Annotated in this window: 22 protein-coding genes; 11 read left to right on the forward strand and 11 right to left on the reverse strand. The window is 67.3% G+C overall.

Annotation, left to right across the window (positions count from 1 at the left end; all coding sequences use genetic code 11):
• Window positions 1–261 carry a hypothetical protein gene (locus tag AB0B82_RS16485; protein ID WP_360168193.1) on the reverse strand — a complete coding sequence of 87 codons (261 nt, stop codon included), beginning with the start codon at window positions 259–261 and terminating at the stop codon, window positions 1–3.
• A gap of 143 nt (window positions 262–404) precedes the next feature.
• Complete coding sequence (locus AB0B82_RS16490) at window positions 405–794, reverse strand: VOC family protein (RefSeq protein ID WP_360168196.1); 390 nt, start codon at window positions 792–794, stop codon at window positions 405–407.
• An 80-nt stretch (window positions 795–874) separates the two neighbouring features.
• On the opposite strand from AB0B82_RS16490, the gene AB0B82_RS16495 reads away from it, so the two are divergent.
• Window positions 875–1,384 carry an NUDIX hydrolase gene (locus AB0B82_RS16495; protein ID WP_360168199.1) on the forward strand — a complete coding sequence of 170 codons (510 nt, stop codon included), beginning with the start codon at window positions 875–877 and terminating at the stop codon, window positions 1,382–1,384.
• A gap of 342 nt (window positions 1,385–1,726) precedes the next feature.
• Here the strand turns inward: AB0B82_RS16495 and AB0B82_RS16500 are convergent, their stop codons facing one another.
• The 5 genes from AB0B82_RS16500 to AB0B82_RS16520 all read right to left on the reverse strand — a co-directional run bounded on the left by AB0B82_RS16500 (window position 1,727) and on the right by AB0B82_RS16520 (window position 5,813).
• Window positions 1,727–2,542, reverse strand: coding sequence for a MauE/DoxX family redox-associated membrane protein (locus AB0B82_RS16500; protein WP_360168202.1), 816 nt, complete (start codon window positions 2,540–2,542; stop codon window positions 1,727–1,729).
• A gap of 1 nt (window position 2,543) precedes the next feature.
• Window positions 2,544–3,146: a cell wall protein gene (locus tag AB0B82_RS16505; RefSeq protein WP_360168205.1), complete on the reverse strand. Its 603-nt coding sequence runs from the start codon at window positions 3,144–3,146 to the stop codon at window positions 2,544–2,546.
• A gap of 13 nt (window positions 3,147–3,159) precedes the next feature.
• The gene (locus AB0B82_RS16510) at window positions 3,160–3,468 is read right to left on the reverse strand and encodes a hypothetical protein (protein WP_360168208.1); all 309 of its coding nucleotides are present in this window, start codon (window positions 3,466–3,468) and stop codon (window positions 3,160–3,162) included.
• A gap of 249 nt (window positions 3,469–3,717) precedes the next feature.
• Entirely contained in the window at window positions 3,718–5,253 is a 1,536-nt protein-coding gene (locus AB0B82_RS16515) for an MFS transporter (RefSeq protein ID WP_360168211.1), read from the reverse strand.
• Window positions 5,254–5,264: 11 nt separating this feature from the next.
• Complete coding sequence (locus AB0B82_RS16520) at window positions 5,265–5,813, reverse strand: helix-turn-helix domain-containing protein (RefSeq protein WP_360168214.1); 549 nt, start codon at window positions 5,811–5,813, stop codon at window positions 5,265–5,267.
• Window positions 5,814–6,135: 322 nt separating this feature from the next.
• Between AB0B82_RS16520 and AB0B82_RS16525 the strand changes: the two genes are divergently transcribed.
• The gene (locus AB0B82_RS16525) at window positions 6,136–7,122 is read left to right on the forward strand and encodes a TerC/Alx family metal homeostasis membrane protein (protein ID WP_360168217.1); all 987 of its coding nucleotides are present in this window, start codon (window positions 6,136–6,138) and stop codon (window positions 7,120–7,122) included.
• Window positions 7,123–7,126: 4 nt separating this feature from the next.
• Here AB0B82_RS16525 and AB0B82_RS16530 read toward each other — a convergent pair whose 3' ends face one another.
• Window positions 7,127–8,365, reverse strand: coding sequence for an MFS transporter (locus AB0B82_RS16530; protein WP_360168220.1), 1,239 nt, complete (start codon window positions 8,363–8,365; stop codon window positions 7,127–7,129).
• A 282-nt stretch (window positions 8,366–8,647) separates the two neighbouring features.
• Between AB0B82_RS16530 and AB0B82_RS16535 the strand changes: the two genes are divergently transcribed.
• From AB0B82_RS16535 to AB0B82_RS16560, 6 genes are all read left to right on the forward strand, one after another.
• The gene (locus tag AB0B82_RS16535) at window positions 8,648–9,535 is read left to right on the forward strand and encodes a phosphotransferase (RefSeq protein WP_360168223.1); all 888 of its coding nucleotides are present in this window, start codon (window positions 8,648–8,650) and stop codon (window positions 9,533–9,535) included.
• A gap of 886 nt (window positions 9,536–10,421) precedes the next feature.
• A complete protein-coding gene (locus AB0B82_RS16540; protein WP_360168226.1) occupies window positions 10,422–11,420 on the forward strand; it encodes an ABC transporter permease subunit in 999 nt (332 codons plus the stop codon).
• 76 nt (window positions 11,421–11,496) lie between these two features.
• Window positions 11,497–12,444, forward strand: a complete 948-nt coding sequence (locus AB0B82_RS16545) for a carbohydrate ABC transporter permease (protein WP_360168229.1) — start codon at window positions 11,497–11,499, stop codon at window positions 12,442–12,444.
• 27 nt (window positions 12,445–12,471) lie between these two features.
• Complete coding sequence (locus AB0B82_RS16550; RefSeq protein ID WP_360168232.1) at window positions 12,472–14,133, forward strand: extracellular solute-binding protein; 1,662 nt, start codon at window positions 12,472–12,474, stop codon at window positions 14,131–14,133.
• Window positions 14,134–16,422, forward strand: coding sequence for a glycoside hydrolase family 95 protein (locus tag AB0B82_RS16555; RefSeq protein WP_360168235.1), 2,289 nt, complete (start codon window positions 14,134–14,136; stop codon window positions 16,420–16,422).
• 52 nt (window positions 16,423–16,474) lie between these two features.
• Window positions 16,475–17,488 carry an iron-siderophore ABC transporter substrate-binding protein gene (locus AB0B82_RS16560; protein ID WP_360168238.1) on the forward strand — a complete coding sequence of 338 codons (1,014 nt, stop codon included), beginning with the start codon at window positions 16,475–16,477 and terminating at the stop codon, window positions 17,486–17,488.
• Here AB0B82_RS16560 and AB0B82_RS16565 read toward each other — a convergent pair whose 3' ends face one another.
• Together AB0B82_RS16565 and AB0B82_RS16570 are read right to left on the reverse strand one after the other, a co-directional pair.
• Window positions 17,489–18,037 carry a dihydrofolate reductase family protein gene (locus AB0B82_RS16565; protein WP_360168241.1) on the reverse strand — a complete coding sequence of 183 codons (549 nt, stop codon included), beginning with the start codon at window positions 18,035–18,037 and terminating at the stop codon, window positions 17,489–17,491. It lies immediately after the preceding gene.
• Window positions 18,038–18,060: 23 nt separating this feature from the next.
• The gene (locus tag AB0B82_RS16570; protein WP_360168244.1) at window positions 18,061–18,675 is read right to left on the reverse strand and encodes a hypothetical protein; all 615 of its coding nucleotides are present in this window, start codon (window positions 18,673–18,675) and stop codon (window positions 18,061–18,063) included.
• 152 nt (window positions 18,676–18,827) lie between these two features.
• On the opposite strand from AB0B82_RS16570, the gene AB0B82_RS16575 reads away from it, so the two are divergent.
• Window positions 18,828–19,829 (forward strand): endonuclease/exonuclease/phosphatase family protein, encoded by a 1,002-nt coding sequence (locus AB0B82_RS16575; protein ID WP_360168247.1) that lies wholly within the window; start codon window positions 18,828–18,830, stop codon window positions 19,827–19,829.
• Between the two features lie 15 nt (window positions 19,830–19,844).
• Here the strand turns inward: AB0B82_RS16575 and AB0B82_RS16580 are convergent, their stop codons facing one another.
• A complete protein-coding gene (locus AB0B82_RS16580) occupies window positions 19,845–19,997 on the reverse strand; it encodes a hypothetical protein (RefSeq protein ID WP_360168250.1) in 153 nt (50 codons plus the stop codon).
• Between the two features lie 297 nt (window positions 19,998–20,294).
• Between AB0B82_RS16580 and AB0B82_RS16585 the strand changes: the two genes are divergently transcribed.
• Both AB0B82_RS16585 and AB0B82_RS16590 read left to right on the forward strand, forming a co-directional pair.
• On the forward strand, window positions 20,295–21,974 hold the full coding sequence (locus tag AB0B82_RS16585) for a sodium:solute symporter family protein (protein ID WP_360168253.1): 1,680 nt from the start codon (window positions 20,295–20,297) through the stop codon (window positions 21,972–21,974).
• A 23-nt stretch (window positions 21,975–21,997) separates the two neighbouring features.
• Window positions 21,998–22,270 carry a hypothetical protein gene (locus AB0B82_RS16590; protein WP_360168256.1) on the forward strand — a complete coding sequence of 91 codons (273 nt, stop codon included), beginning with the start codon at window positions 21,998–22,000 and terminating at the stop codon, window positions 22,268–22,270.
• Window positions 22,271–22,361 lie beyond the last annotated feature (91 nt).

The following is a 22,361-nucleotide window of genomic DNA, read 5'->3' on the forward strand; positions in this document are numbered from 1 at the left end:
CTAGGTCTTCGGGGTGAGCTCGGGCGCGATCTGCGGGATCAGCTCGTTCAGCCGCTCGGCCATCACCCGGTCGGCGTCGGCCATGGCGGCGATCTTCTCCGCCTGCGCCTCGGCCGGGTCCTGCTTGCTCTTCAGGTCCTTCGCGTGCTCCTTCATCGCGGCCTGCTCCTCCGCGGTGAATCCGTCGTACGACTTCTTCTGCGCCGTGGTTCTGGCGGACTGCGTGGTCTTGGCGGTCTTGCTGGTCTTCGTGGTGGCCATCTCGATGTCCTCTGCTCGGTGTTTGCTGCTGTGCTTCACACCGTATGAGGCCGGGGGAGGCCGTGCTTCTTGAAAACTGATCGATCGCTTGTCCGGGCTTTGCAGGTTGCCGCGCAGGGGTCGCCGGGATGCTGCCGGCTGCGTCAGGTGTAGAGGCAGAACGGGTGGCCGGCCGGGTCGAGCAGAACGCGGACAGTGTCCTGAGGCTGGAAGTCGGCGAGGGTGGCGCCGAGCTCCAGGGCGTGCTCGACAGCGGCCTCCAGGTCGCCGACCTCGATATCCAGATGCATCATCATCTGTTGCTGCCCCTCCACAGCCGGCCAGACCGGGCGCGCCCATGGCGCGGAGGTCTGCGGCTGGAAGGCCAGATACGTCTCGGAGTCGCCGGGCACCGCGAGCGTGAACTCGTTCGGCTCGTTCCGGTAGATCTCCCACCCGAGCACCTCGTGGTAGAACATCCCGAGCGCCTGCGGGTCCGGTGCGTCGATCACCGTACCGAAGTAGTGGCCCTTCGCGGATCGCCCTCTGAGCATCGCCGTACCTCCTTGGGTTTCTCGTCCGACACTAGAAGGGCCCGCCGACGAAAATCGGTCGCGGCGGGGAGACTGGGACGGTGAGTCGAGACGAGGACCTCGCGGCCGAGGGTGTGCCGGAGCAGGAGTTCAATCCGGGGATCGCGGCGCGGATGCCACGCAAGACCGTTGCCGGTGGCGCGCTGATCCGCGACCGGGACGGGCGCATCCTGTTCCTCGAGCCGACGTACAAACCCACCTTCGACATCCCCGGCGGCATCGTCAAGGCGGACGAGTCGCCGTACGATGCCTGCCGTCGTGAGGTCCGCGAAGAAATCGGCCTCGACCTCCCGATCGGCCGCCTCCTCGTCGTCGACTGGATCCCGGCGCAAGGCCCATGGTTCGACCAGCTCGCGTTCGTCTTCGACGGCGGCGTACTCGACGACATCACCCTCACCCTCGACCCCACCGAAGCCCGGGCCCATCACTACCTCACCCTCGCCGATGTAGCTTCCCGCCTCCGCCCCTCGATGACCCGCCGCCTCACCCTCGCCCTCGACGCCCTCACCACCGGCACCACCCACTACGCCGACTTCGGCCGCCCCCGGTAATCCGCCCGGCGAACAGTCCGCCCGGCCGTCGAGAGCCGGGTGGCCGGACTCCCTCGCCGCGTAGCGCCACCGCGGTCATCGTGGTGCGAGTGCGGACCTCCACCACTCACTAACCTCGCGCCACCGGCCCACTCCACGCGTGAACAGCCCACGGAGGTCGCCGTCAGCCGAGGTTAGTGAGTGGTGGAGGTCCGCCCCGCCACTGTCATCGACCGGCGGGATCGGCGAGGTGGCGGATCTGCAGGCCATCACAATGAACGGCTCCCGGCCCCGGCGAGCGGGGGCGGGAGCCGTGAGGGTGGATTGTGACGGGGTGGGATCGGGCGTCGGTGAGTTGCTTGTTCAGGTGGTGGCGAGGACGGTGGGGCGGTAAAGGGTCAGGCCGGTGGATTCCTCGACGACGGCTACGCGGATGGCGTCCGGGGAGTCGTCGTGGTGGGGTACGGCGAAGACGGCGGTGGCGCGGTGGCCGTCGTAGCGGGCGGCGTAGCTGACGAAGCGCCAGCCGTCCTCGTCCCAGTAGTCGTGGATGTCGGAGCTGAGCATGCCGTCGACCGCGCGGTACGCCGGGCTGAGCAGCACGCGCCGCTGGGTCGCGACGAGTGGTGTGTCGTCCGAGGCGGTCCCGGCGTACGGGTGGCTGAGTCGGATCCGGAAGCGCCGCAGCGGCAGCAACCAGTACCGGTCGAGTTCGGCGGACAGCATCGCGAACGCCGTCGCCTCGACGACGAGGACGAGAAGCATCGGGCCTGCCGTCCACCAACCACCGGGCGCGAAGACCGCGACGCCAGCAGTTGCCAGCAGCAACAAGGCGCGCGCGATCGCCCGCACACCGACAGGTTTCGCCGACGCCTTCAAACATCCGCAGGACGCCTCGGGTACGACGATCTTGGAGTACCCGAGGAACCCGGTGAAACCCAACGCGAGAGCGACCGCGGCGACGGCCTCGATCACCCAGAACGGTGGCAGTACCAACGCCAACGCCACCAGGGCTTCGACACCGGCAACGGTCCGATAGGCGAACCCTGCGCGGGACTCGCCGACCAGCCGCGGCAGCGCCGTACGTTCGGCCTGTTTCGGGTCGGCGAACTTGCCGTACGACGACCACAGCAGCAGCAATCCGATCAGCAGCGGCTGAGCAGCCGCGAACGCGCCCATGTCAGTTCGACGTGTAGATGGTCGCGACGTCGATCTCGTTGGTGCCCGGTCGCCAGGCACCGATCACCTGCGCGTGCCGGCCGACCCTGAGCATCGACAGGTCCGACACCGCGGGCGTGCCGTTGTACACGGCCGCTGTGGTCCCGGGCTGGACGTGGCCGACGACCTTCTGCCCGTGGTGGTCGAACTGCACACCGCTGCGGCCGATCGACGTGATCGAGACAGTGAGGTTGACGATGTTGACCCAGATCGCCTCGGCGGCGAGGATCCCGTCCGGCAGCAGGACGCCGCGGGCGTACAGGCCGTCGCCGATCATCGCCTGGTCGATCGTGGTCGGGCGGAGTTTCCAAACGCTGGTCACACCGGTCAGTTGGATCCGGTGCATCCGGCCGTCGGAGCCGCGGACCTGCAGGAGATCCTTGCTGCGACCGACGATCACGCCTTCGGCGAAGTTCGGGTCCGGCTGTCCCGGCTCGGGCAGTTGGGCGGCGGTGGCGAACGCGGCCTCGGGGGCGAGCGAACCCATCGCGCTGGCGGCGACCAGGCCGGTCGCACCGAGGGCGGCGCGGGTGAGCAGGGCGCGGCGATCCATGGTTGCAGTCATCTCAGCTCACTCCTCAGCCGACATCGATGTTCGCGGGAATCAGACCGGCGCTCAGGCTCGCGATCGCGGAGAACGCGGCCGGCGTGAGGTCGAGCAGGCGGTTCGCGGCGCACGTCCCGCCGCAGCAGGCGCGCTCGCCGCAGAACAGGTCGGTCTGCGGACCGCAGTCCGCGATCGAGGTGACGACCCGTTTTCCGTTGCACAGGTTGGTGGTGGCGTGCCGGAAGCCGCAGGTACGCCGGGACATGCCGGTGAACCCGCAACGGTCCGGACGGGTGATGGCCAGGCACGCGTCCGAGGTGTTCGGCCACGCGTGCTGCATGCTTCCGGAATTGCACGTGCCGCAGGCACCGTGACCGGTGCTCGCACAAGGTCCCCATGCGTTGCCGCAACAGAACCAGGACGCTTCGCCGTTGAATCCGGCCATGAGAAATTCCTCCTAGGCCTAGGGGGCGGACAAAGACCTACAGAACTTCTTTTGTACTCCGATTCGCCGGAATCTCCCAGAGGTAACCACAGAAACGGAAACTTTTTGCCCAGGTTTTCGTCTGTGTGGAAGAGGTGGAAGGGCTCAGCGCTCCGACCGTTGGGCGACCTGACGACCGGTGCCGAGCTGCTGGCCGCGCAGCAGGAACCAGGCGGCGATCGCGGTGCCGAACAGCACGGCCGCACCGACCCCGGCAGCGATCGCAACACCCTCCGCGAACGCCGCACGGGCCGCCTCCAACAGCTCGGCCGCAGCCTGTGGAGGGAGCTGAGCAGCTGCCTCGACCGCTGCGCCGAGCGATTCGTGCGCCGCGTCCGGCGTACCCACGGGACCGGCGAACCCGCGATACACGCCGGTCACGATCGACCCGAGCAATGCGATCCCGAGTGCAGCACCGAGCTCGTACGCCGTTTCCGACACCGCACTCGCCGCACCCGCCTCCTCCTTCGGTACGGCGGCCAGGATCACGTCGGCCGTGACGGTGAAGGAGAACCCGGCACCGGCCCCGACGACGAGCAACGCCGTACCCAGCAGGAGGTAGCCGGTGTCGGCGGTGATCGTGGTGAGCGCGGCCAGCGCGAGCGCGATCGCCGCGAGCCCACCGGCCACGACGGCACGAACCGAGAACCGCCGCGCGACCTGCCCGGCGAGCAACCCGGCAACGATCGAGCCGATCGCGGCCGGCAACTCGGCCAGCCCGGCCTGGATCGGCCGCAGCCCCTGCACCAGTTGCAGGAACTGCGACAGGAAAAAGATCAGCCCCGACAACCCGAGAATCGTGAGCAGATCCGCGATGACGGCGCTGCTGAACCCGCGGCTGCGGAACAGCCGCAGATCGAGCAGGGGAGTCGGCAATCGCCGCTGGCGCCGGACGAAACCGTAGAGCCCGAGCACCCCGGCGACGCCCGCGGCGACACCGATCCAGCCGAAGCCGTGCGCGGCGAACTCCTTGATGGCGTAGACGATCCCGATCATTCCGGCCATCGACAACACCACGCTGACCAGGTCCCACGGGCCTGGCCGCGGGTTGCGCGACTCCGGCAGCAGCTTCGCGCCGACGACGACCAGCACCGCCATCACCGGCAGGTTGATCAGGAACACCGAACCCCACCAGAAGTGCTCCAGCAGTACGCCGCCGACGATCGGGCCGACCGCCATCCCCGCCGACGCCGCGGCGCCCCAGATGCCGATCGCGACGCTGCGTTCGCGCGGATCGTGGAACAGGTTGCGGATCAGGGCGAGCGTGGCCGGCATCAGCGTGGCACCCGCGACACCGAGCAAGGCCCGCGCCACGATCATCAGCTCGGCGGAGTTCGCGTACGCGTTCAGCACCGAGATCGCACCGAAGGCCGTCGCGCCGATCAGCAGGATCCGTTTGCGGCCGATCCGGTCGCCGAGGCTGCCCATCGACACCAGCAACCCGGCGAGCACGAACGAGTACGCGTCGCCGATCCACAACAGCTGGTTGCCCGACGGCTGCAGATCCTCGGACAGGAACGGTGTCGCCAGCCCCAGCACAGTCGAGTCGACCGCGATCAGGAGCACGGCGAGCACCAGTACGGCGAGGGCGAGCCAGCGTGCTGCCCGCGTCATCGGTGCCGGTGTGGCCTGCTGCTTCATTTCCGCACCCCCTACTCCGGCCGCCGGATCGCACCGGCGAGCAGCAGTTCGGTGATGTTCGCGGTGAAGTCGTTCGGCGCGACCCGGCCCTCAGCGATCGCCCAGGCGGCGGAAACCAGCAGCCCGTACAGCGCCTCGGTCAGCCACACCGGGCTGAGGTCGATCCGCAACTCCCCGGCTTCCTGACCCCTGCGGAACAGTGCGACCAGGCGGGCGTCGAGACGTGCCCAGCCCTCGTTCTGCTCGTCGCCCTCGAACAGCTGGTTCTCGGAGTACAGGAACGCGAGCAGTCCGGCGGCCGGCTCGAGCTCGCGCACCAGGCGCCGCACGGCGTCCACGACCGGGCCCTCGTCGACGTGAGCCGTCACCGCCGCGCGCTCGCACTCGGCGATCCCGAGCTCCTCGAGCGCGCGGACGAGCGCGTCTCGGCCGGCGAACTGCCGGTTCAGCGTGGCGCGGCTGATTCCGGCCGCGCGGGCGACCTCGTCCATGGTCGCGGAGGACTTGCGCATCAACAGTCCCGCCGCGGCCCGCAATACCTGCTCCCGATCAACAGCCATGAGACAAGCATAGCTCATGTGAGACAGTCATGTCTCATATTGGTAACCGATCTAGTTTTGCAGTCAGTATCCGGTATACGATCCTGCCGAAGCGCGCGAGGTGTGACCGATCCGACGCCAGGATTGGATCGGTCGCCGATACACTTGGCGCGTTTGTGGAGGGGAGTATCCCGCCACGGCAGCGTCGTCATCACGGGAGGCCTGGGCGGCCGAACCGGTGCTGCCGGCCCGAGCTTCGGTCCGCTGAGATCAGCCGCTCGGGTGGGAGAGACCTCCGGACCACGCTGTCGCCGACGTCCGGAGGTTCGTCATGGTTTCAGTCATGTCCCCTGCCGTCTGGGTGCTGACGATCGTCGGGTTGCTCGCGATCGTCGCGTTCGACCTGATCGTGATTGCGCGCCGCGACCACGCCGTGACGATCAAGGACGCCACCCGGTGGGTGCTGTTCTACGTCGGCCTGGCCGGGCTGTTCGCGCTCGGCCTGTTCCTGTTCAGTCCGGGGCAGTCGGGCAGCGAGTTCGTCGCCGGGTACATCACCGAGTACAGCCTGAGCGTCGACAACCTGTTCGTGTTCGTGATCATCATGGCGCGGTTCGCCGTACCGGGGTTGGCACAGGACAAGGTGCTGTACATCGGCATCGTGGTGTCGATGCTGCTCCGCGCGGTCTTCATCCTGGCCGGTGCCGCGGCGATCTCGGCGGCGAGCTGGGTGTTCTACATCTTCGGCGCGTTCCTGGTGTACACGGCGGTCCGGTTGGCGCTCGAGGGTGACAACGACGAGAGCGACTTCCAGGAGAACGCGGTCCTGCGCGGCCTGCGCCGGGTCCTGCCGTTGGCGCACGACTACGACGGTGCCAAGCTGATCACCAAGCACGAGGGCCGCCGCCGGCTCACCCCGCTGGTGATCGTGATCTCCGCGATCGGCATGGCCAACGTGATCTTCGCGCTCGACTCGATCCCGGCCATCTTCGGTCTCACCCAGGACGCGTACGTCGTGCTCACCGCGAACGCGTTCGCGCTGATGGGCCTGCGGCAGCTGTACTTCCTGATCGGCGGCCTGCTGGAGCGGATCGTCTACCTGAACGTCGGCCTCTCGGTGATCCTCGGATTCATCGGTATCAAGCTCATCGTCGAAGCGCTGCACGGCTCGCACATCGACGACATCGGGGCGATCCACCTCCCACATATCGGCATCCTGACGTCACTCGGCTTCATCGTCGGCACCTTGTTCGTCACGACGGTCGCCAGCCTGCTCAAGACGTCGTACGACAACCGCCGCGCTGCCGTCCGGGTGAAGGTCGACGACTGACGGCTCACACCGGTTCGGGCGTACGGCGAGACTCTTTGAGCCGCAGGTACAACGCGGGGATCGGCAACCAGATCAGCCCGGACGCGAGCAGTGCGCCGCGCAGCGAGACGCGGCCGAACGCGCCGAGTGGCGGGCCGCCGATGACCTGGCCGATCGCGTTCGTCTGCGACACCATCGAGATCACCGTCGCCCGCGAACGGGAGTCGATGTGCCGGTTCAGCCAGCCGGAGTGGACGGGCGTCGTCAGGGTGTCCGCGATGTCGCGCAACCAGAGCGCCGCCAGCGCGAGCCACAACGGTCCCGCCAGCGCGAACAGGAAGATGCCGAGTACGTCGACGGCCGCGAGCGTGGCGAGGGCGATCGTGGGATGCGAGGCCTGCAACCGCCCGGCCCAGAAGCGATTCAGCAGCAGTGAGGCCGTCAGTGAAAGGATCGTGCCGGCCAGCGCGAGGAGCGTGAACCAGAGCGCCGGGTCCGACGTCCCGAAGACCGTCGGAAAGTCGTACTCGAGCAGCTTGACCGTCCACAGTCGGTCGAACGCCTCGCTCGCCAACCCGGCGATCAGGCTGATGACGACCAACGTCCGTACGACGGGACGCTGCCGGGCAACGCTGACGCCGTGCTTGAACGTCTCCGCCAGGTGGCGGAAGGTCTCCCGCTCGGACCGTGGCGTCGGGTGAAAGTTCTGCTCGCGCATGAACAGGGCGAGCAGCAGACCGAGGACGATCGTTCCGGCGCCGCCGGCGACCATCGGCAGCGGCAGGCTGATCAGCCCGAGTGCACCGGCCGTGACGGTACCGGCGAACTTCGCGGCCAGCTCGAACTGCTGCGCGCGGATGAACACGCGGGCAGCGCGATCGGTGCCGATCTCGTCGGAGATCCACGCCTGATCGGCGCCGGAGGTGAACGTGTAGCCGGCACCCCACAGCACCTGCGCGACCAGGATCGCCACGAAGGTGGGGACCAGACCCTGGAGCAGTACGCCGGCGCCGATCAGCAGGACGCCGATCACGATCGAGAGCCGGCGGCTGTACAGGTCGGCGACGATGCCGGTCGGGACCTCGAACAGGAAACAGGTGAGTTCGAGGGTGGTGCCAACGAGCACCATCTGCAGCGGGTCGAGTCCGGCGTCGCGGACGTAGTACACCAGGCTCAGCGCGAACGCGAGCGCGAAGAGAAAAGACCAGGACGCCCGGTAGACGTAGTACGTCCGGGTGGGGTCGGCCGAGCGGAACGAAGGCATCGCGGGGTGCTCCTGAAGGCACGTGCGGGCAGGGATCAGCGCGACCGAGATCGAACCAACGGATCAGTCAAACGCTTGGCTTGGCGCACGTCGTGGTGCGCGTTCAGGAACGAGTTCGCATGCCGAAAGAGTAGGGCAGCAAGCGGCGCGCCTGCCTCCGAATTACCAGACCGCGCCTGGTCATCAGGAGTACGATAAGTAGTGCCTGGCCCGGCCGTTCCCCCGTGATGGTCGGGTCAGGTTTTCTCTGCACGAATCCCCGTCGGCTGCCAGGATGGCTGGATGGCCGTGGTGGATGAGGTGCTTCGGGTGCTCGGGGTGGACGTGGTGCGGTGGGAGCCGACCCGAGCGGGTGACGAGGTGTCGGCGGCCAACGGCAACTGGCACGTGTGGACGAGTGACGGCCGATACGTGCTGCGGCGGTACCACGTACTGAAAACCCCTGCATCGTTGGACTACGAAGCGCGAGTGCTCGCTCATGTGGCGTCGCGAGGCTGGTGTGTGCCGGCGCCGCTGACTGCCCCAGTGGAGTTCGGCGGGCGGTTGTGGGCCGTGACGCGGTTCGTCCCAGGGCAACCTCACCAGCAGGAGACCTGTGCTCATCAGCGTGAGCGTGGTGTGTTGCTGGCGCGGTTGCATGCCGATCTGCGTGAGCTCGAGCTCGGTGAGCGGCCCGGGTTCTGGCCGGCGGCGGATCTCGGCGCGATGGGGGAGTTCCAGGACTGGGACCGGGGTGTCGAGCGCCTCGGCGTACGGCGGCCCGGGTTGGCGGACCGGTGTGCGCGAGCGATGGGTGCTGCCCAGGAGCTGGTCCGGCGCGAGGGACTGCTCGAGCTGCCGCGGCTGATCGTGCACGGTGACTTCGCCGCCTGGAACCTGCACTTCGACGACGCCGGCCGTCTCGCCGGGGTGATCGACTTCGACCTGTGCCACCCGGACAGCCGCGCCTGGGAGCTCGTCATCGCGCGGGCGAAGCCCGAACTGATCAAGGGGTACCAGAGCGCCGCGACCCATCCGCTGACCGACCAGGAACTGGCGGCGATCGGGCCGTTGCAGGTTGTGTACCGGGTGCTGATGGTGATGGCCGAGTTGTGGAGTGGGCAGCAAGGCGGGCGGTTCGACGCAGGCGCGATCACCCGGCACCTCTCCGCTGTCGAGGGGCGCTCCTGACCTGTGCGGCGGGTCAATTGCCGGGGTGTGGACGGGTTGTGGTGGGTGGGGACCCGATATTGGGCCCCTTGTGACCGATCCGTGGGTGGGTCTGGGGCCGGGTGACCGAGTCGGCGCCCGCGCCGGACGGCCGCGCGCGTGCCCGCGCTGGACGACCGCGCGCGTGCCCGCGCGGTGGGTTCACCCATGGTGTTGTGGGTTCCCAACCCGTGTGAAGAGTGCGGAACCCACAACACGGTGGGTGAACCCACCGTGGGGCGGAAACCCGGAAGCCCCTATGACCACAGCACCATCAGGCCACCACGGACGGTACCGCCTCGTGGTCCGGCGGTACCACGAGGCGGTACCACGAGGCTCGGCGCCGGGGCACCCGGTGAGCGTCGGCGTGCGCCTGGGGGAGCGTTTGGGGAGTGCTGCATACCGGAAATGACCAGTAGAACTCCCCAAACCGGCCCCTGCGGGCGGCGGCCGGGGACCCTTGGGGAGCGGCCGCCGCGGACCCTCGCGGAGCAGTAGGCGTGATGCCGGGGGTTCGGTGGGAGGGGGCTTGACAGCAGCGGCGGCGGGCGGGTTGACTTCGATATAGTTAACGCGAGAAAAAAATTCTGGATCGGACCGGTGTCGGTGGCTCAGAGCGACTCCGGGCCTGGTTCGTCTGTGCTCAGATCCGGTGGCCGTGTCACCGGATCATTCGGCGTTGTGCAGAGGTAGTTGCCGCCAGCAACGCCAATTTTCCCTTGCCTGTAAGGGAAAATCACCGTCCGGTATCGACCGGCCCGGGAACTCTTCCGCTGCTCAGGGATCTGTGTCATCCTCCGGGATAGCGAAAACCCGAGATCCTATCGGATATCGGTTCCACTCCAGCGCGTGAGGGAAAGGATGCGGAGTGAGCGCAACCTTCGAGGTGAAACCGGCTCCCGCGGCACCGGCGCCGCCGGCGGCGGTGACCGCCCGGAAGCCACCGCGAACGAGTCGCCGGACGCAGGCCTGGCGCAGTCTTCGGCGGCACTGGCAGCTCTACCTGTTGGTCGTCGTACCGCTCGCGTACTTCGTCATCTTCAAGTACATCCCGATCGCCAACGCGGTGATCGCGTTCAAGAACTACAGCCCGATCAAGGGTCCGTGGGGCAGTGAGTGGGTCGGCTTCCGCAACTTCGAGCTGTTCTTTGCCAACCCGGTGTTCTGGACCCTGGTGAAGAACACCTTCTTGTTGTCGGTCTACACGGTGCTGGCGAGCTTCCCGATCCCGATCATCCTGGCGATCGCGCTGAACGAGATCCGCAACGGCCGGTTCAAGAAGATCGTCCAGCTGGTCACGTACGCGCCGTACTTCATCTCCACCGTGGTTGTGGTCTCGATGACGATCCTGGTGCTGTCGCCGCGGCTCGGGTTCGTCAACGACGCGATCGGCCTGTTCGGCGTCCCGGCGGTCGACTTCCTCGGCAACCCGGACTACTTCCGGCACATCTATGTCTGGTCCGACGTCTGGCAGACCACCGGGTACTCGGCGGTCATCTACCTCGCCGCGCTGGCCGGCATCGACCCGGCGCTGCACGAGTCCGCACGGATCGACGGCGCGAGCCGGTTGCAGCGGATCCGGCACGTCGACCTGCCGGGCATCATGCCGACCGCGGTGATCATCCTCGTGCTCGGCGTCGGCAACATCATGTCGATCGGGTTCGAGAAGGCGTTCCTGCTGCAGAACCCGCTGAACACCGCGCAGTCCGAAATCATCGCGACCTACGTCTACAAGACCGGTCTGCTGAACGCCGACTTCAGCATGGCCACCGCGATCGGGCTGTTCAACTCGGTCGTCAATCTCTTCCTGCTGCTCGGCGTGAACTTCGCCGCCAAGCGCATCACCGGAAACGGACTGTGGTCATGAACGAACGAAGTGAGTTCATCAGAAAGCACAGCGCGATCCGTGCCTCATCCGCGCCCGGAGCGAAGCGAGGACGTGGATGAGCATCACTCTTCAAGGATTCCGTCGTACGGCGCGACCGCAGGAATCGCAGCGGACCACGATCGAGGAGACGCGCACCGACAAGATCTTCCTGATCGGTGTGAAGATCATGCTCTGGATCGCGCTGATCGTGGTCGCCGTACCGCTGATCTACATCGTCGCGAACTCGTTCAGCAGCCCGTCCGCGGTGAGCGCCGGCCGGGTGCTGCTGTGGCCGATCGAGCCGAGCATCAAGGCGTACCAGGAGGCGTTCAGCGATCCGCTGATCATGAAGGGGTACCTGAACTCCTTCATCTACGCGATCGGCGGCACGCTGATCAGCGTCACGCTGACGATCGCGATCGCGTACCCGTTGTCGCGCCGGACGTTCTTCGGCCGGAACGTGATCATGAGCGTGCTGATCTTCACCATGCTGTTCTCCGGCGGCCTGATCCCGACGTACCTGGTGGTCCAGGACCTCGGCCTGCTGAACACCCGCTGGGCGATGGTGATCCCGAGTGCGATCGGCGTCTGGCAGGTGATCATCGCGCGGACGTTCTTCCGCAGCACGATTCCGGACGAGCTGTACGAGGCGGCCACCATCGACGGTGCCAGTGACCTGCGGTTCCTGTGGTCGGTCGTGCTGCCGCTGTCGAAGCCGGTGATCGCGGTGATCGCGCTGATGTACGCGATCTTCCAGTGGAACAGCTACTTCGACGCGCTCATCTACCTCAAGGATCCCGGCCTGTACCCGCTGCAGATCGTGCTGCGGAACGTGCTGATCCTGAACACCCTCACCGGGTCCACCACCACGACGAGTCTGGCCCAGCAGCTCGAACAGCAACAGCTGGCCAACGTCCTCAAGTACGCGCTCATCGTCATCTCGAGCCTGCCCGTACTGGTCATCTACCCGTTCGTCGCCCGCCACTTCACCAAGGGCGTGATGGTCGGCGCGGTCAAGGGCTGACAAGCCATTTCAGAGAGGAACACAGCAATGCGCTCATCCGTGAGCAAGGTGGTCGCGCTGGCCGCCGCCGGCGCACTCGCCCTGGCGGCGTGCAGCTCGGACAAGGACAGCAAGGGGGCGGCGAACGAAACCACCGCCGACGGCAAGGTCGTGATCGACACGTTCACGCCGGCCGACCAGAGCACGAACATGGACACCAACCAGGTGACCAAGATCGTCAGCGACAAGTTCAAGATCCAGTTTCGCTGGCAGACCACGACGTACGACGCCGGTCCGGCGAAGGAGAAGCGGCAGATCTCGCTGGCCAGCGGCGACTACCCGGACCTGTTCTTCCTGATCCCGTGGGTCGACGCGTTCACCCAGGTGGAGGTGCTCAAGCTCGGCCAGCAGGGCATCGCGGTCCCGCTCGAGGACCTGATCAAGGAGAACGCGCCGAACATCCAGAAGGTGCTGGACTCCAACAAGGAGTACAAGGAGATGTCGACCGCGCCGGACGGTCACATCTATGCGTTGCCGCAGTGGGCGGACTGCTACCACTGCACGTACCCGGACAAGCTGTGGATCAACAGCACGTGGCTGAAGAAGCTCGGGCTGCAGCCGCCGAAGACGACCGAGGACCTGCGGAACGTGCTGCGCGCGTTCAAGACGCAGGACCCGAACGGCAACGGCAAGGCCGACGAGATCCCGATGACGACCGACACCCAGGACAGCAGCCTGATCGCGTACCTGATGGGCGCGTTCGCCTACAACCCGGTCGGTGCGAACAACGGTGTCCGCTCGCTGCTGGCGCTGGACGGCGACAAGGTCGTCACGCCGGTGAACACGCCGGAGTGGAAGGAAGGCCTGAAATACATCCACTCGCTGTACGCCGAGGGGCTGATCGACCAGGCCGCGTTCACGCAGAACGCACAGGCGCTGCAGGCGCAGGGCAACAACCCGAAGGCCGTCGTGCTCGGCTCGGTACCGGTGCTCTGGCCGGGCATCTTCGTCCAGTTGGACTCCAAGGACGGACGGGACAAGCAGTACGACGCCGTGCCGCCGCTGACCGGTCCGCAGGGCAAGAGCTACACCGGGTACAACCACCCGACGTCGACCGGCTACACGTTCATGCTGACGAACAAGGCCAGCAAGGAGGCCCAGGTCGCCGCGATCAAGATGCTGGACTGGATCTTCTCCGACGAAGGTCAGATGATCAGCAACATGGGTCCGGAGGGTGTTGGCTGGACGAAGCCCGGCCCTGGTGACATCGCCCTCGACGACAGTGTGAAGCCGATGTACAAGCCGGCGTCGAACGCACCGAAGAACATCAGCTGGGGCGCGCTCGGTCAGTACAACAACACGCTGGCCTACCGGAACGCGCAGGTCGTGCCGAAGGACATCTACACCGGCGCCGGCCTGGAGCGGCGGTTGCTGGAGGCCACCAAGCTCTACGAGAGCCACGTGGACAAGTCCAAGTGGTACCCGCAGACCTCGGTCTGGCCGGACCCGAGCCTGAGTGGTGAGGTCGCGACACTGCAGACCAACCTGAGCACCTACGTGAACCAGAACCAGCTGGCCTTCATCACCGGGTCGAAGAACATCGACACCGACTGGGACGCGTACGTGAAGGGTCTGGAGAGCACCGGCCTGCCGCGGTACCTGGAGATCAACCAGCAGGCCTACGACAAGTACAAGTCCGGGGGCAAGTAGTTGTCCCACCTCCTGTGGTTCCGCCAGCCCGCGGCGGACTGGTTCGAGGCGCTGCCGCTCGGCAACGGGCATCTGGGTGCCAAGGTGTACGGCCGGGTCGCCGATGAGCGGATCGCGCTGAACCTCGACGACGTCTGGTCCGGCGACGGTCCGCGCACGCTGACCGTCCCGGACGGGCCGGCGGTGCTGGCCGACGTACGCCGGTTGCTGCTGGACGACCGTGATCAACTGGCGGCCACCGAGCGGACCCGTGCGCTGCAGGGGCCGCTGGTGGAGTCGTACCAGCCACTGGCGGACCTGGTGATCCGGACTGCCGGGTCACCGGGTGCTTCAGGTGCCGCGGACTACAGGAGGAGTCTGGATCTCAGCACCGGGATCGCCGCCGTCGACTACACGGTCGACGGTGTGCGGTTCCGGCGCGAAACCTTCGTGTCCGCGCCGGATCAGGTGCTGGCGTGGACTCTCACCGCTGATCGTCCCGGTGCGATCTCCCTGCACCTGAGCCTGGAAAGCCAGCACCCGATCGTGGCAGAAGTTGCCGATGGCACCTACAGCGTGACCGGCCGGGCACCGTCGGACCTGACCATCGAGTACCGGGATCGGCCGGACCCGATTCGGTACGAGGAAGGCCGCGGCATCGGGTTCGGTGTCGCGCTGCGGGTGGTCACGGCGGGAGGTGACGTCACGACGTCGGCCGCCGGGGTCGTGGTGCGTGGAGCCTCGCGAGTGACAGTGCTGGTATCCGCGGCCAGCACCTTCGCCGGGTGGAATGTCCCACCGGGGCGCGACCTCTCCGTCGCGCTGGCGCAGGCGACGGCTGCTCTGGATGCGGTCGACCTGGACAAGCTGCGTCATCGGCATGTCGAGGATCACGTGTCGTTGTACGACCGCGCGTCGCTGGAGCTCGGCCCGCTCGTGAACCTCCCGACCGACGAGCGGGTGCGCGCGGTCGCTGCCGGCGGCAACGATCCGGATCTGGTCGCGCTGACCTTCAACCTCGGCCGGTACCTGTTGATCGCGTCGTCCCGACCCGGGACGCAGGCCGCGAACCTCCAGGGCATCTGGAACCGGGATCGCCGCCCGATGTGGGCCAGCGACTGGACCAACAACATCAACACCCAGATGAACTACTGGCTCGCCGACCTCACCGGGCTCAGCGAGTGCTTCGAACCACTCGCCGACCTGCTCGACGGCATGGCCGAGTCCGGAGCCGAGACGGCACGGATCCTGTACGACGCACCCGGCTGGGTGACGCACCACAACACCGACCTGTGGCGGGCGACCTGGCCGGTCGGCGACGGCGGGGACGATCCCGTCTGGGCGATGTGCGCGACCTGCGGCGTGTGGCTGACCGCGCATCTGATGGAGCACTACCGGTTCACGCTGGATGTCGGCTTCCTGCGCGAGCGCGCCTATCCGGTGATCGCCGGTGCGGCGGAGTTCGTCCTGGCGATGCTCGTGGAGGACCGCGACGGCGTGCTGCAGTTCGTCCCGTCGACGGCGCCGGAGCATCACTTCGTGCTGCCCTCCGGTGCGAAGGCATCGGTCGATCTCACGTCGACGTACGACCTCTGGCTGATCCGCGAGCTGTTCGCGAATCTGCGTGCGGCGGAAGAGGTGCTGGGCGTCGCGTCTGAACTGGCGGACCGAGCGGCCTCGGCCGCGGAGCGGTTGCCGGCGATCCGCGTGACGCCGGACGGGCGGCTGCACGAGTGGCCGACCGACTGGCAGCCGTCCGAGATTCATCACCGGCATCAGTCGCATCTCTACGGTCTCTACCCGGGCGCGGAGATCGACCCGGTGCGTACGCCGGAGTGGGCCGCAGCTGCCCGTACCTCACTGGAGACGCGCACAGACGGCGCTGTGAACGGTGGGTGGACCGCGGCCTGGCTGGTCGCGCTGTGGGCCCGGCTGTTCGAGCCGGACCGTGCATTCGCCGTGATCCAGGACTACCTGAGCCGGCTGGTGTCGGGCAACCTGATGCACCGCGACGGCGACATCTTCCAGATCGACGCGAACTTCGGCATGACCGGCTGCATCCCCGAACTGTTGCTGCAGAGCCACACCGACGTCATCCGCGTCCTGCCCGCCCTGCCAAGCGGATGGCCGGACGGCGCGTTCCGCGGTCTGAGGGCGCGCGGCGGTCTGACCTTCGACGCCGCCTGGCGTGATGGCGAGCTGACAAGTGCCGTCGTACGGGCCGCGCACGCCGGCACCTTCCGGATCGCCCTGCCCAGCGGTGAAATCGGCCTCACCTTGGCAGCCGGTGCGTCGCAGGTGCTCGTCTAGTCAGTGGACCGTGGGTTAGGTGAGCCTAAGTTTTGTTGTAGAGTCAGCGGCTGTGAAAAAGCTGATCGGGATCGTGGTGGCGGGCGCCGTGCTGGCGCTGGCCGGCTGTGGCGGCGGGAGCACGAAGAGTGCGGACACCGGTGTCGGTGACAAGGAAGTGGCGACCGGCGGGCGGCTGTTCTCGACCGCCGACACCGAGACCGCGAAGCTCGGCTCGGACGCCGCGCCCGGCGCGTTCCCGCGGACGGTGAAGGGCGCCCTCGGCTCGGTCGAGATCCCGAAGAAGCCGGAGCGGGTCGTCGTCCTGGACAGCGGCGAGCTCGACGACGTGCTCGCGCTCGGGATCACCCCGGTCGGCATGGCGACGACGGCGGGCCAGAACGGCGTCCCGTCGTACCTGGCCGACAAGGCCCAGGGGATCAAGACCGTCGGCGGGATCAGCGAGCTGAACCTCGAGGCGATCGCCGAGCTGAAGCCGGACCTGATCCTGGGCAGCAAGCTGCGCGCCAACGACCTGTACGACAAGCTCAACGCGATCGCGCCGACGGTGTTCAGCATCCGGCCCGGGTTCCCGTGGAAGGAGAACTTCCTGCTGGTCGCGGACGCGGTCGGTGCGGAGGACAAGGCCGTCGAGCTGCTGAACGCCTACCAGAAGCGCGCCGACGAGGTGAAGGCCGAGGTCAGCGGATCGCCGACGATCTCGCTGGTCCGCTTCCGTCCCGGCGAGATCCGGCTGTACGGCAACCTGTCGTTCATCGGCGTGATTCTGAAGGACGTCGGCCTGCCGCGCCCGAAGGTGCAGGACGTCCAGGACCTCGCGGTCGAGGTCTCGCAGGAGAACATCGGCCAGGCCGACGGCGACTGGCTGTTCTACTCCAGCTACGGCAAACCCGACGCCACCGACGAGAACAAGGTTGTCAACGGCAACTTGTGGAAGTCGCTGCCGCCGGTGAAAAACGGCAAGTCGGCGCGCGTCGACGACGAGGTCTGGTTCCTCGGGCTCGGCCCGATCGGCGCGATGAAGGTCCTCGACGACCTGCAGAAGCTGCTCGGCCCGAAGGGCTGATCAGCCCACCGTGTAGTGCAGGTGGACGAACCCGCTCCGGAAGGAGCGGGTACCGACCAGGGTCAGCGGTGTGGTGAGTCCGTCCGGGAGGGCGCGCTTGCCACCGCCCACCGCAGTCGGGACGAGGATCAGGTGGATCTCGTCGACCAGGCCCGCCGTCAGTGCCTGCCCGCCCAGTTCGGCGCCGCCGATGCTCAGGTCGGTGGCCGAGGTCTCCTTGAGCCGGCGGACGGCCTCGGGATCGAACTCGCGTTCCAGGCGGGTCCGCTGGGTCGTGGTGGCGGCGAGGGTGCGGGAGTACACGATCTTGTCCGCGGCGCGCCACACCTCGGCGTAGTCCTGCGGCACCGGCGGCAGGTCCGTCGCGGTATCCCAGTACGCCATCGTCTCGTACATCCGGCGGCCGTAGAGATAGGTGCCGATCGACCGCTCGAGGTCGTTGACGTAGGCGTGCACCTCGTCGTCCGGCGCGGCCCACTGGAAGTCGCCGGTGGCGTCTTCGACATAGCCGTCAGCGGAGCAGATGGCGGCGTAGACGAGTGCGCTCATCGCGCCACACTATCCATCCGTGATCAGTCGGTCACCCGTCCGCGGTCGGTGACCGGGATGTGCGGCGCGTAGCGGGCGACGGCGGCGGCGAGGTCGTCGTACGGCAGTGAACGGCTCAGGATTTCGTGGGTCCCGGGCCACGGGCAGGACGGGCCCCAGGCCTTGCTGCTGCGCGGCAGGGCGGCCTCGTCGAGCAGCATCACGACCAGGCGCGGTTCCCAGGTCTCCTCGCCCTCGTCGTTCACCTCGTGCCGTTCGACCCGGCAGACACCGCGGATCTCGCCCCACGGGATCGTCCGCGGTTGCTCGCCGCCGAGGTGGATTCCGGTCGCGTCGACGGTCAGCAGGACGTCCTCGGTGTCCTCCTCACGACGTTCCTCGTACGCCGTGATCGCGCCGACCAGGAGCAGGATCGGGAGACCGACGGCGAAGATCAGCGGGGTCCCGCCCCAGCTCAGCCAGACCGCCTCGAGCGGCTCGCGGATCGAGGCGCCGCGGATCGCCTGGACGATCACGATGGCGAGCGTCAGCGCGACCATCAGCCCGAACACCGCGGTGCCGAGCGCGAGCGCGGTCCGCGTCGTCCCGAGCCCATGGCGCTTGACGACGAACGGTTCGGCGGCCTGCACTGACGGCATACGGGCATTGTGGTGGTCCTCACCCGAAGGCGCCAGACCCCTCGCCGATTCCTCATCATTCCGGTGCCTGCCCGTCGTTCGTACGGATGAATTCGCCTCCGCCGAGCGGGGAGCGACTTTGGTGCAGCCCGGGCGTCCGCAACAATCGCTGCATGCCGGACCGCCAGACCGCAGTCGTCACCCGCCAACCGCAGCCGCGGCGCAGGAGTGCGTCGCGGCGGAAGAAGGGCGGCAAGTGGCAGCGCGGCCGGGTGATCGCGGTGCTGGCCATCCTGTCGGCGGTTCCGCTGATCTTCCACCGCTACGTGCCGAACTCGATCGGCAACCTCGGCAGTTTGCTCGACACGTTCCTGCCCTGGGTCGGCGTCGCCGTGCCGGTGCTCGGCATCGCGGCGCTGGTACGGCGGTCCGCGACGGCCGGCGTGGCGCTGCTGGTTCCCGCGCTGGTGTGGACCTACATGTTCGGCGACCTGATGATTCCGGGGAAGGGCAGCGGCGGCCCGTACGACCTGCGCGTACTGACGCACAACGTCGACGCGGCGAACCCCGACCCGGAGAAGACGGCGCAGGATCTGTTGGCGGCCGACGCGGACGTGATGGCGCTGGAGGAGCTGACCTCCGCGGATCTGAAGATCTACAAGTCCGCGTTCGCGCAGAAGTACCCGTACCAGGTCTCACGTGACACGGTCGCTCTCTGGTCGAAGTACCCGGTGGTGGAGACGAAGTCCGTCGACGTCGGCTTCAAGTGGACGCGGGCGCTGCGGGCCGAGGTCGGCACGCCGGAGGGCAAGGTCGCGGTGTACGTCGCGCACCTGGCGTCGGTCCGGATCGGCACCAGCGGGTTCACGTCCGATCAGCGCAACGACACGATCAAGGCGCTCGGGCGGCAGATCGCCGACGAGAAGCTCGCGGGCGTGATCGTGATGGGTGACTTCAACGGTACGGCGACCGACCGCAGCCTGGCCCCGTTGACGTACGGGCTCCGGTCGGCGCAGGGCGCGGCAGGGACCGGGTTCGGGTTCACCTGGCCGGCCGCGTTCCCGATGGCGCGGATCGACCACATCCTGGTCCGCGGCGTCACCCCGACCAAGGCGTGGGTGATGGGCTCGACGGGCAGCGACCATCGGCCCGTGGTCGCCGAGCTACGGATCTGACGCGATCCCGTTCTCCTACGCGTAGCGCACCGCTTCTCTTCGGTGCTGGGCGCCGATGTCCGCGAACGTGTTGTTGACATGCGTCTTCATGGTCGCCTCGCCGATGAACAGCCGCGCGGCGCGAAGTGCGTTCGCGATCGACGCGTCGTCGGCGTACGTCGCCAGCACGAGGACCGCGACGTCCGGGTGGTCGGCGGTGATCCGCGCGGCCGCCTGCGTTCCGTCGATGACCCTACGCCTCCGCTCGCCTCGGCCCGCGTCACAAAGGTTAGGGGTGCGCGGTCTTCCTACCGAGATGCCGGGGGTGGAGATTCGGGTGCAGATCCGTCGTCCGACGGGTCTGCATTGTTCTGGTTGAAAGGGGGAGTAACGTTCCTGAGCGGTAACAACACGTGTTGTGACCGAGTCTGGCACTGCACCGATTTTCTGCACTGACTCTTGGCACAGCGGCGACCCGGAGGCCCGATGCTCGCGCAACAATCCATCCTCAGACTGGATGCCACGGCGATCGACTACATCATCATCGCGCTGTACTTCGGCTTCGTGCTCGGCATCGGGTACCTGGCCAGACGGGCGGTCTCCAACAGCCTGGACTTCTTCCTGTCCGGCCGCTCCCTGCCGGCCTGGGTGACCGGTCTGGCGTTCATCTCGGCCAACCTCGGCGCGATCGAGATCATGGGCATGTCGGCCAACGGCGCGCAGTACGGCATGCCGACCGTGCACTACTTCTGGATCGGCGCGATCCCGGCGATGCTGTTCCTCGGCGTCGTGATGATGCCGTTCTACTACGGGTCGAAGGTCCGCAGCGTGCCCGAGTTCATGCTGCGCCGGTTCGGCCGGCCCGCGCACCTGGTGAACGCGATCAGCTTCGCGCTCGCCCAGGTCCTGATCGCGGGCGTGAACCTGTTCCTGCTGGCGACCATCGTGAACGTCCTGCTCGGCTGGCCGATCTGGGTGTCGGTGATCGTCGCCGCGCTGATCGTGCTCAGCTACATCACCCTCGGCGGCCTGTCCGCGGCGATCTACAACGAGGTGCTGCAGTTCTTCGTGATCGTCGCCGCGCTGCTGCCGCTGACCCTGGTCGGCCTGCACAAGGTCGGCGGCTGGCAGGGTCTGGTCGACAAGGTGTCGGCTTCGCCGGGCGGTAGCGAGCAGCTGTCCGCCTGGCCGGGCAACGCGCTCAGCGGTTTCAGCAACAACTTCTTGTCGGTGATCGGCATCGTGTTCGGTCTCGGGTTCGTGCTCTCGTTCGGCTACTGGACGACGAACTTCGTCGAGGTGCAGCGGGCAATGGCCTCGAAGAACATGTCGGCCGCCCGGCGGACCCCGATCATCGGCTCGTTCCCGAAGATGTTCGTGCCGTTCATCGTGATCATCCCCGGCATGATCGCCGCGGTGCTGGTGCCGGAGCTGGCCCAGTTCAAGCAGACCGGCAGCGGCGAGGTCGACTACAACGACGCGTTGCTGCTGCTGATGCGCGACCTGCTGCCGAACGGCATGCTCGGCCTGGCCATCACCGGTCTGCTGGCGTCGTTCATGGCCGGTATGGCGGCCAATCTCAGCTCGTTCAACACGGTCATGTCGTACGACATCATCGAGCGGTACGTGATCAAGGACCGGCCGGACGCCTTCTACCTGCGCACCGGCCGCTGGGTGACCGTGGCGGGCACGGTGATCGCGATCGGAACCGCCGCGATCGCCTCCGGCTACAGCAACCTGATGGACTATCTGCAGCAGCTGTTCTCGTTCTTCAACGCGCCGCTGTTCGCCACCTTCATTCTCGGTATGTTCTGGAAGCGGATGACCGCCGCGGCCGGCTGGATCGGCCTGGTCAGCGGTACGGCGACCGCGGTGCTGGTCTTCATCCTGTCCGAGACCGGCGTGATCAACCTGCCGGGGCAGGGCGCCAGCTTCGTCGGCGCCGGCGCGGCGTTCGTGGTCGACATCCTGGTCAGTGTCGTGGTCAGCAAGCTGACCCGGCCGAAGGAGGAGTCCGACCTGGTCGGCCTGGTGTACTCGCTGACGCCGAAGGAACAGCGCACCGAGGTGACCGTGCGCGGTGACCACGGCTGGTACCGCCGGCCGGTCCTGCTCGCCGGCATCTCGCTGGCGATGACCATCGCCCTGAACATCATCTTCGGCTGAGCTTCGGCGAAAGGAGCAGCGTCATGGCAGACAAGACCGCACCGAAGAAGAAGGCCGGAGCGTTCGACATCCGGGTGGTGATCGCGGCGCTGATCGGGATCTACGGCCTGGTGCTGACGATCCTCGGGATCGTCGAGAAGCAGCCCGAGATCGACAAGGCGGCCGGGATCAACATCAACCTGTGGGGCGGGATCGCGATGCTGGTGTTCGCGGCCCTGTTCGTGGCGTGGGCCCGGCTGCGGCCGATCGTCGTACCGACCGGATCCACCGACAGCGACGGCGCCGCGGGCGAGTAGGCATGTCCGTTTCACGAACATCGGCGTCCGGTCGGGTCCTCCCGCGCGGACGCCGGCGTTCGTAGTCTCGAAGTACCCGATCAGGAGGTAC

Origin of the sequence: Kribbella sp. NPDC048915 (genome assembly GCF_040649595.1) — a bacterium.
Taxonomy (GTDB): Bacteria; Actinomycetota; Actinomycetes; order Propionibacteriales; family Kribbellaceae; genus Kribbella.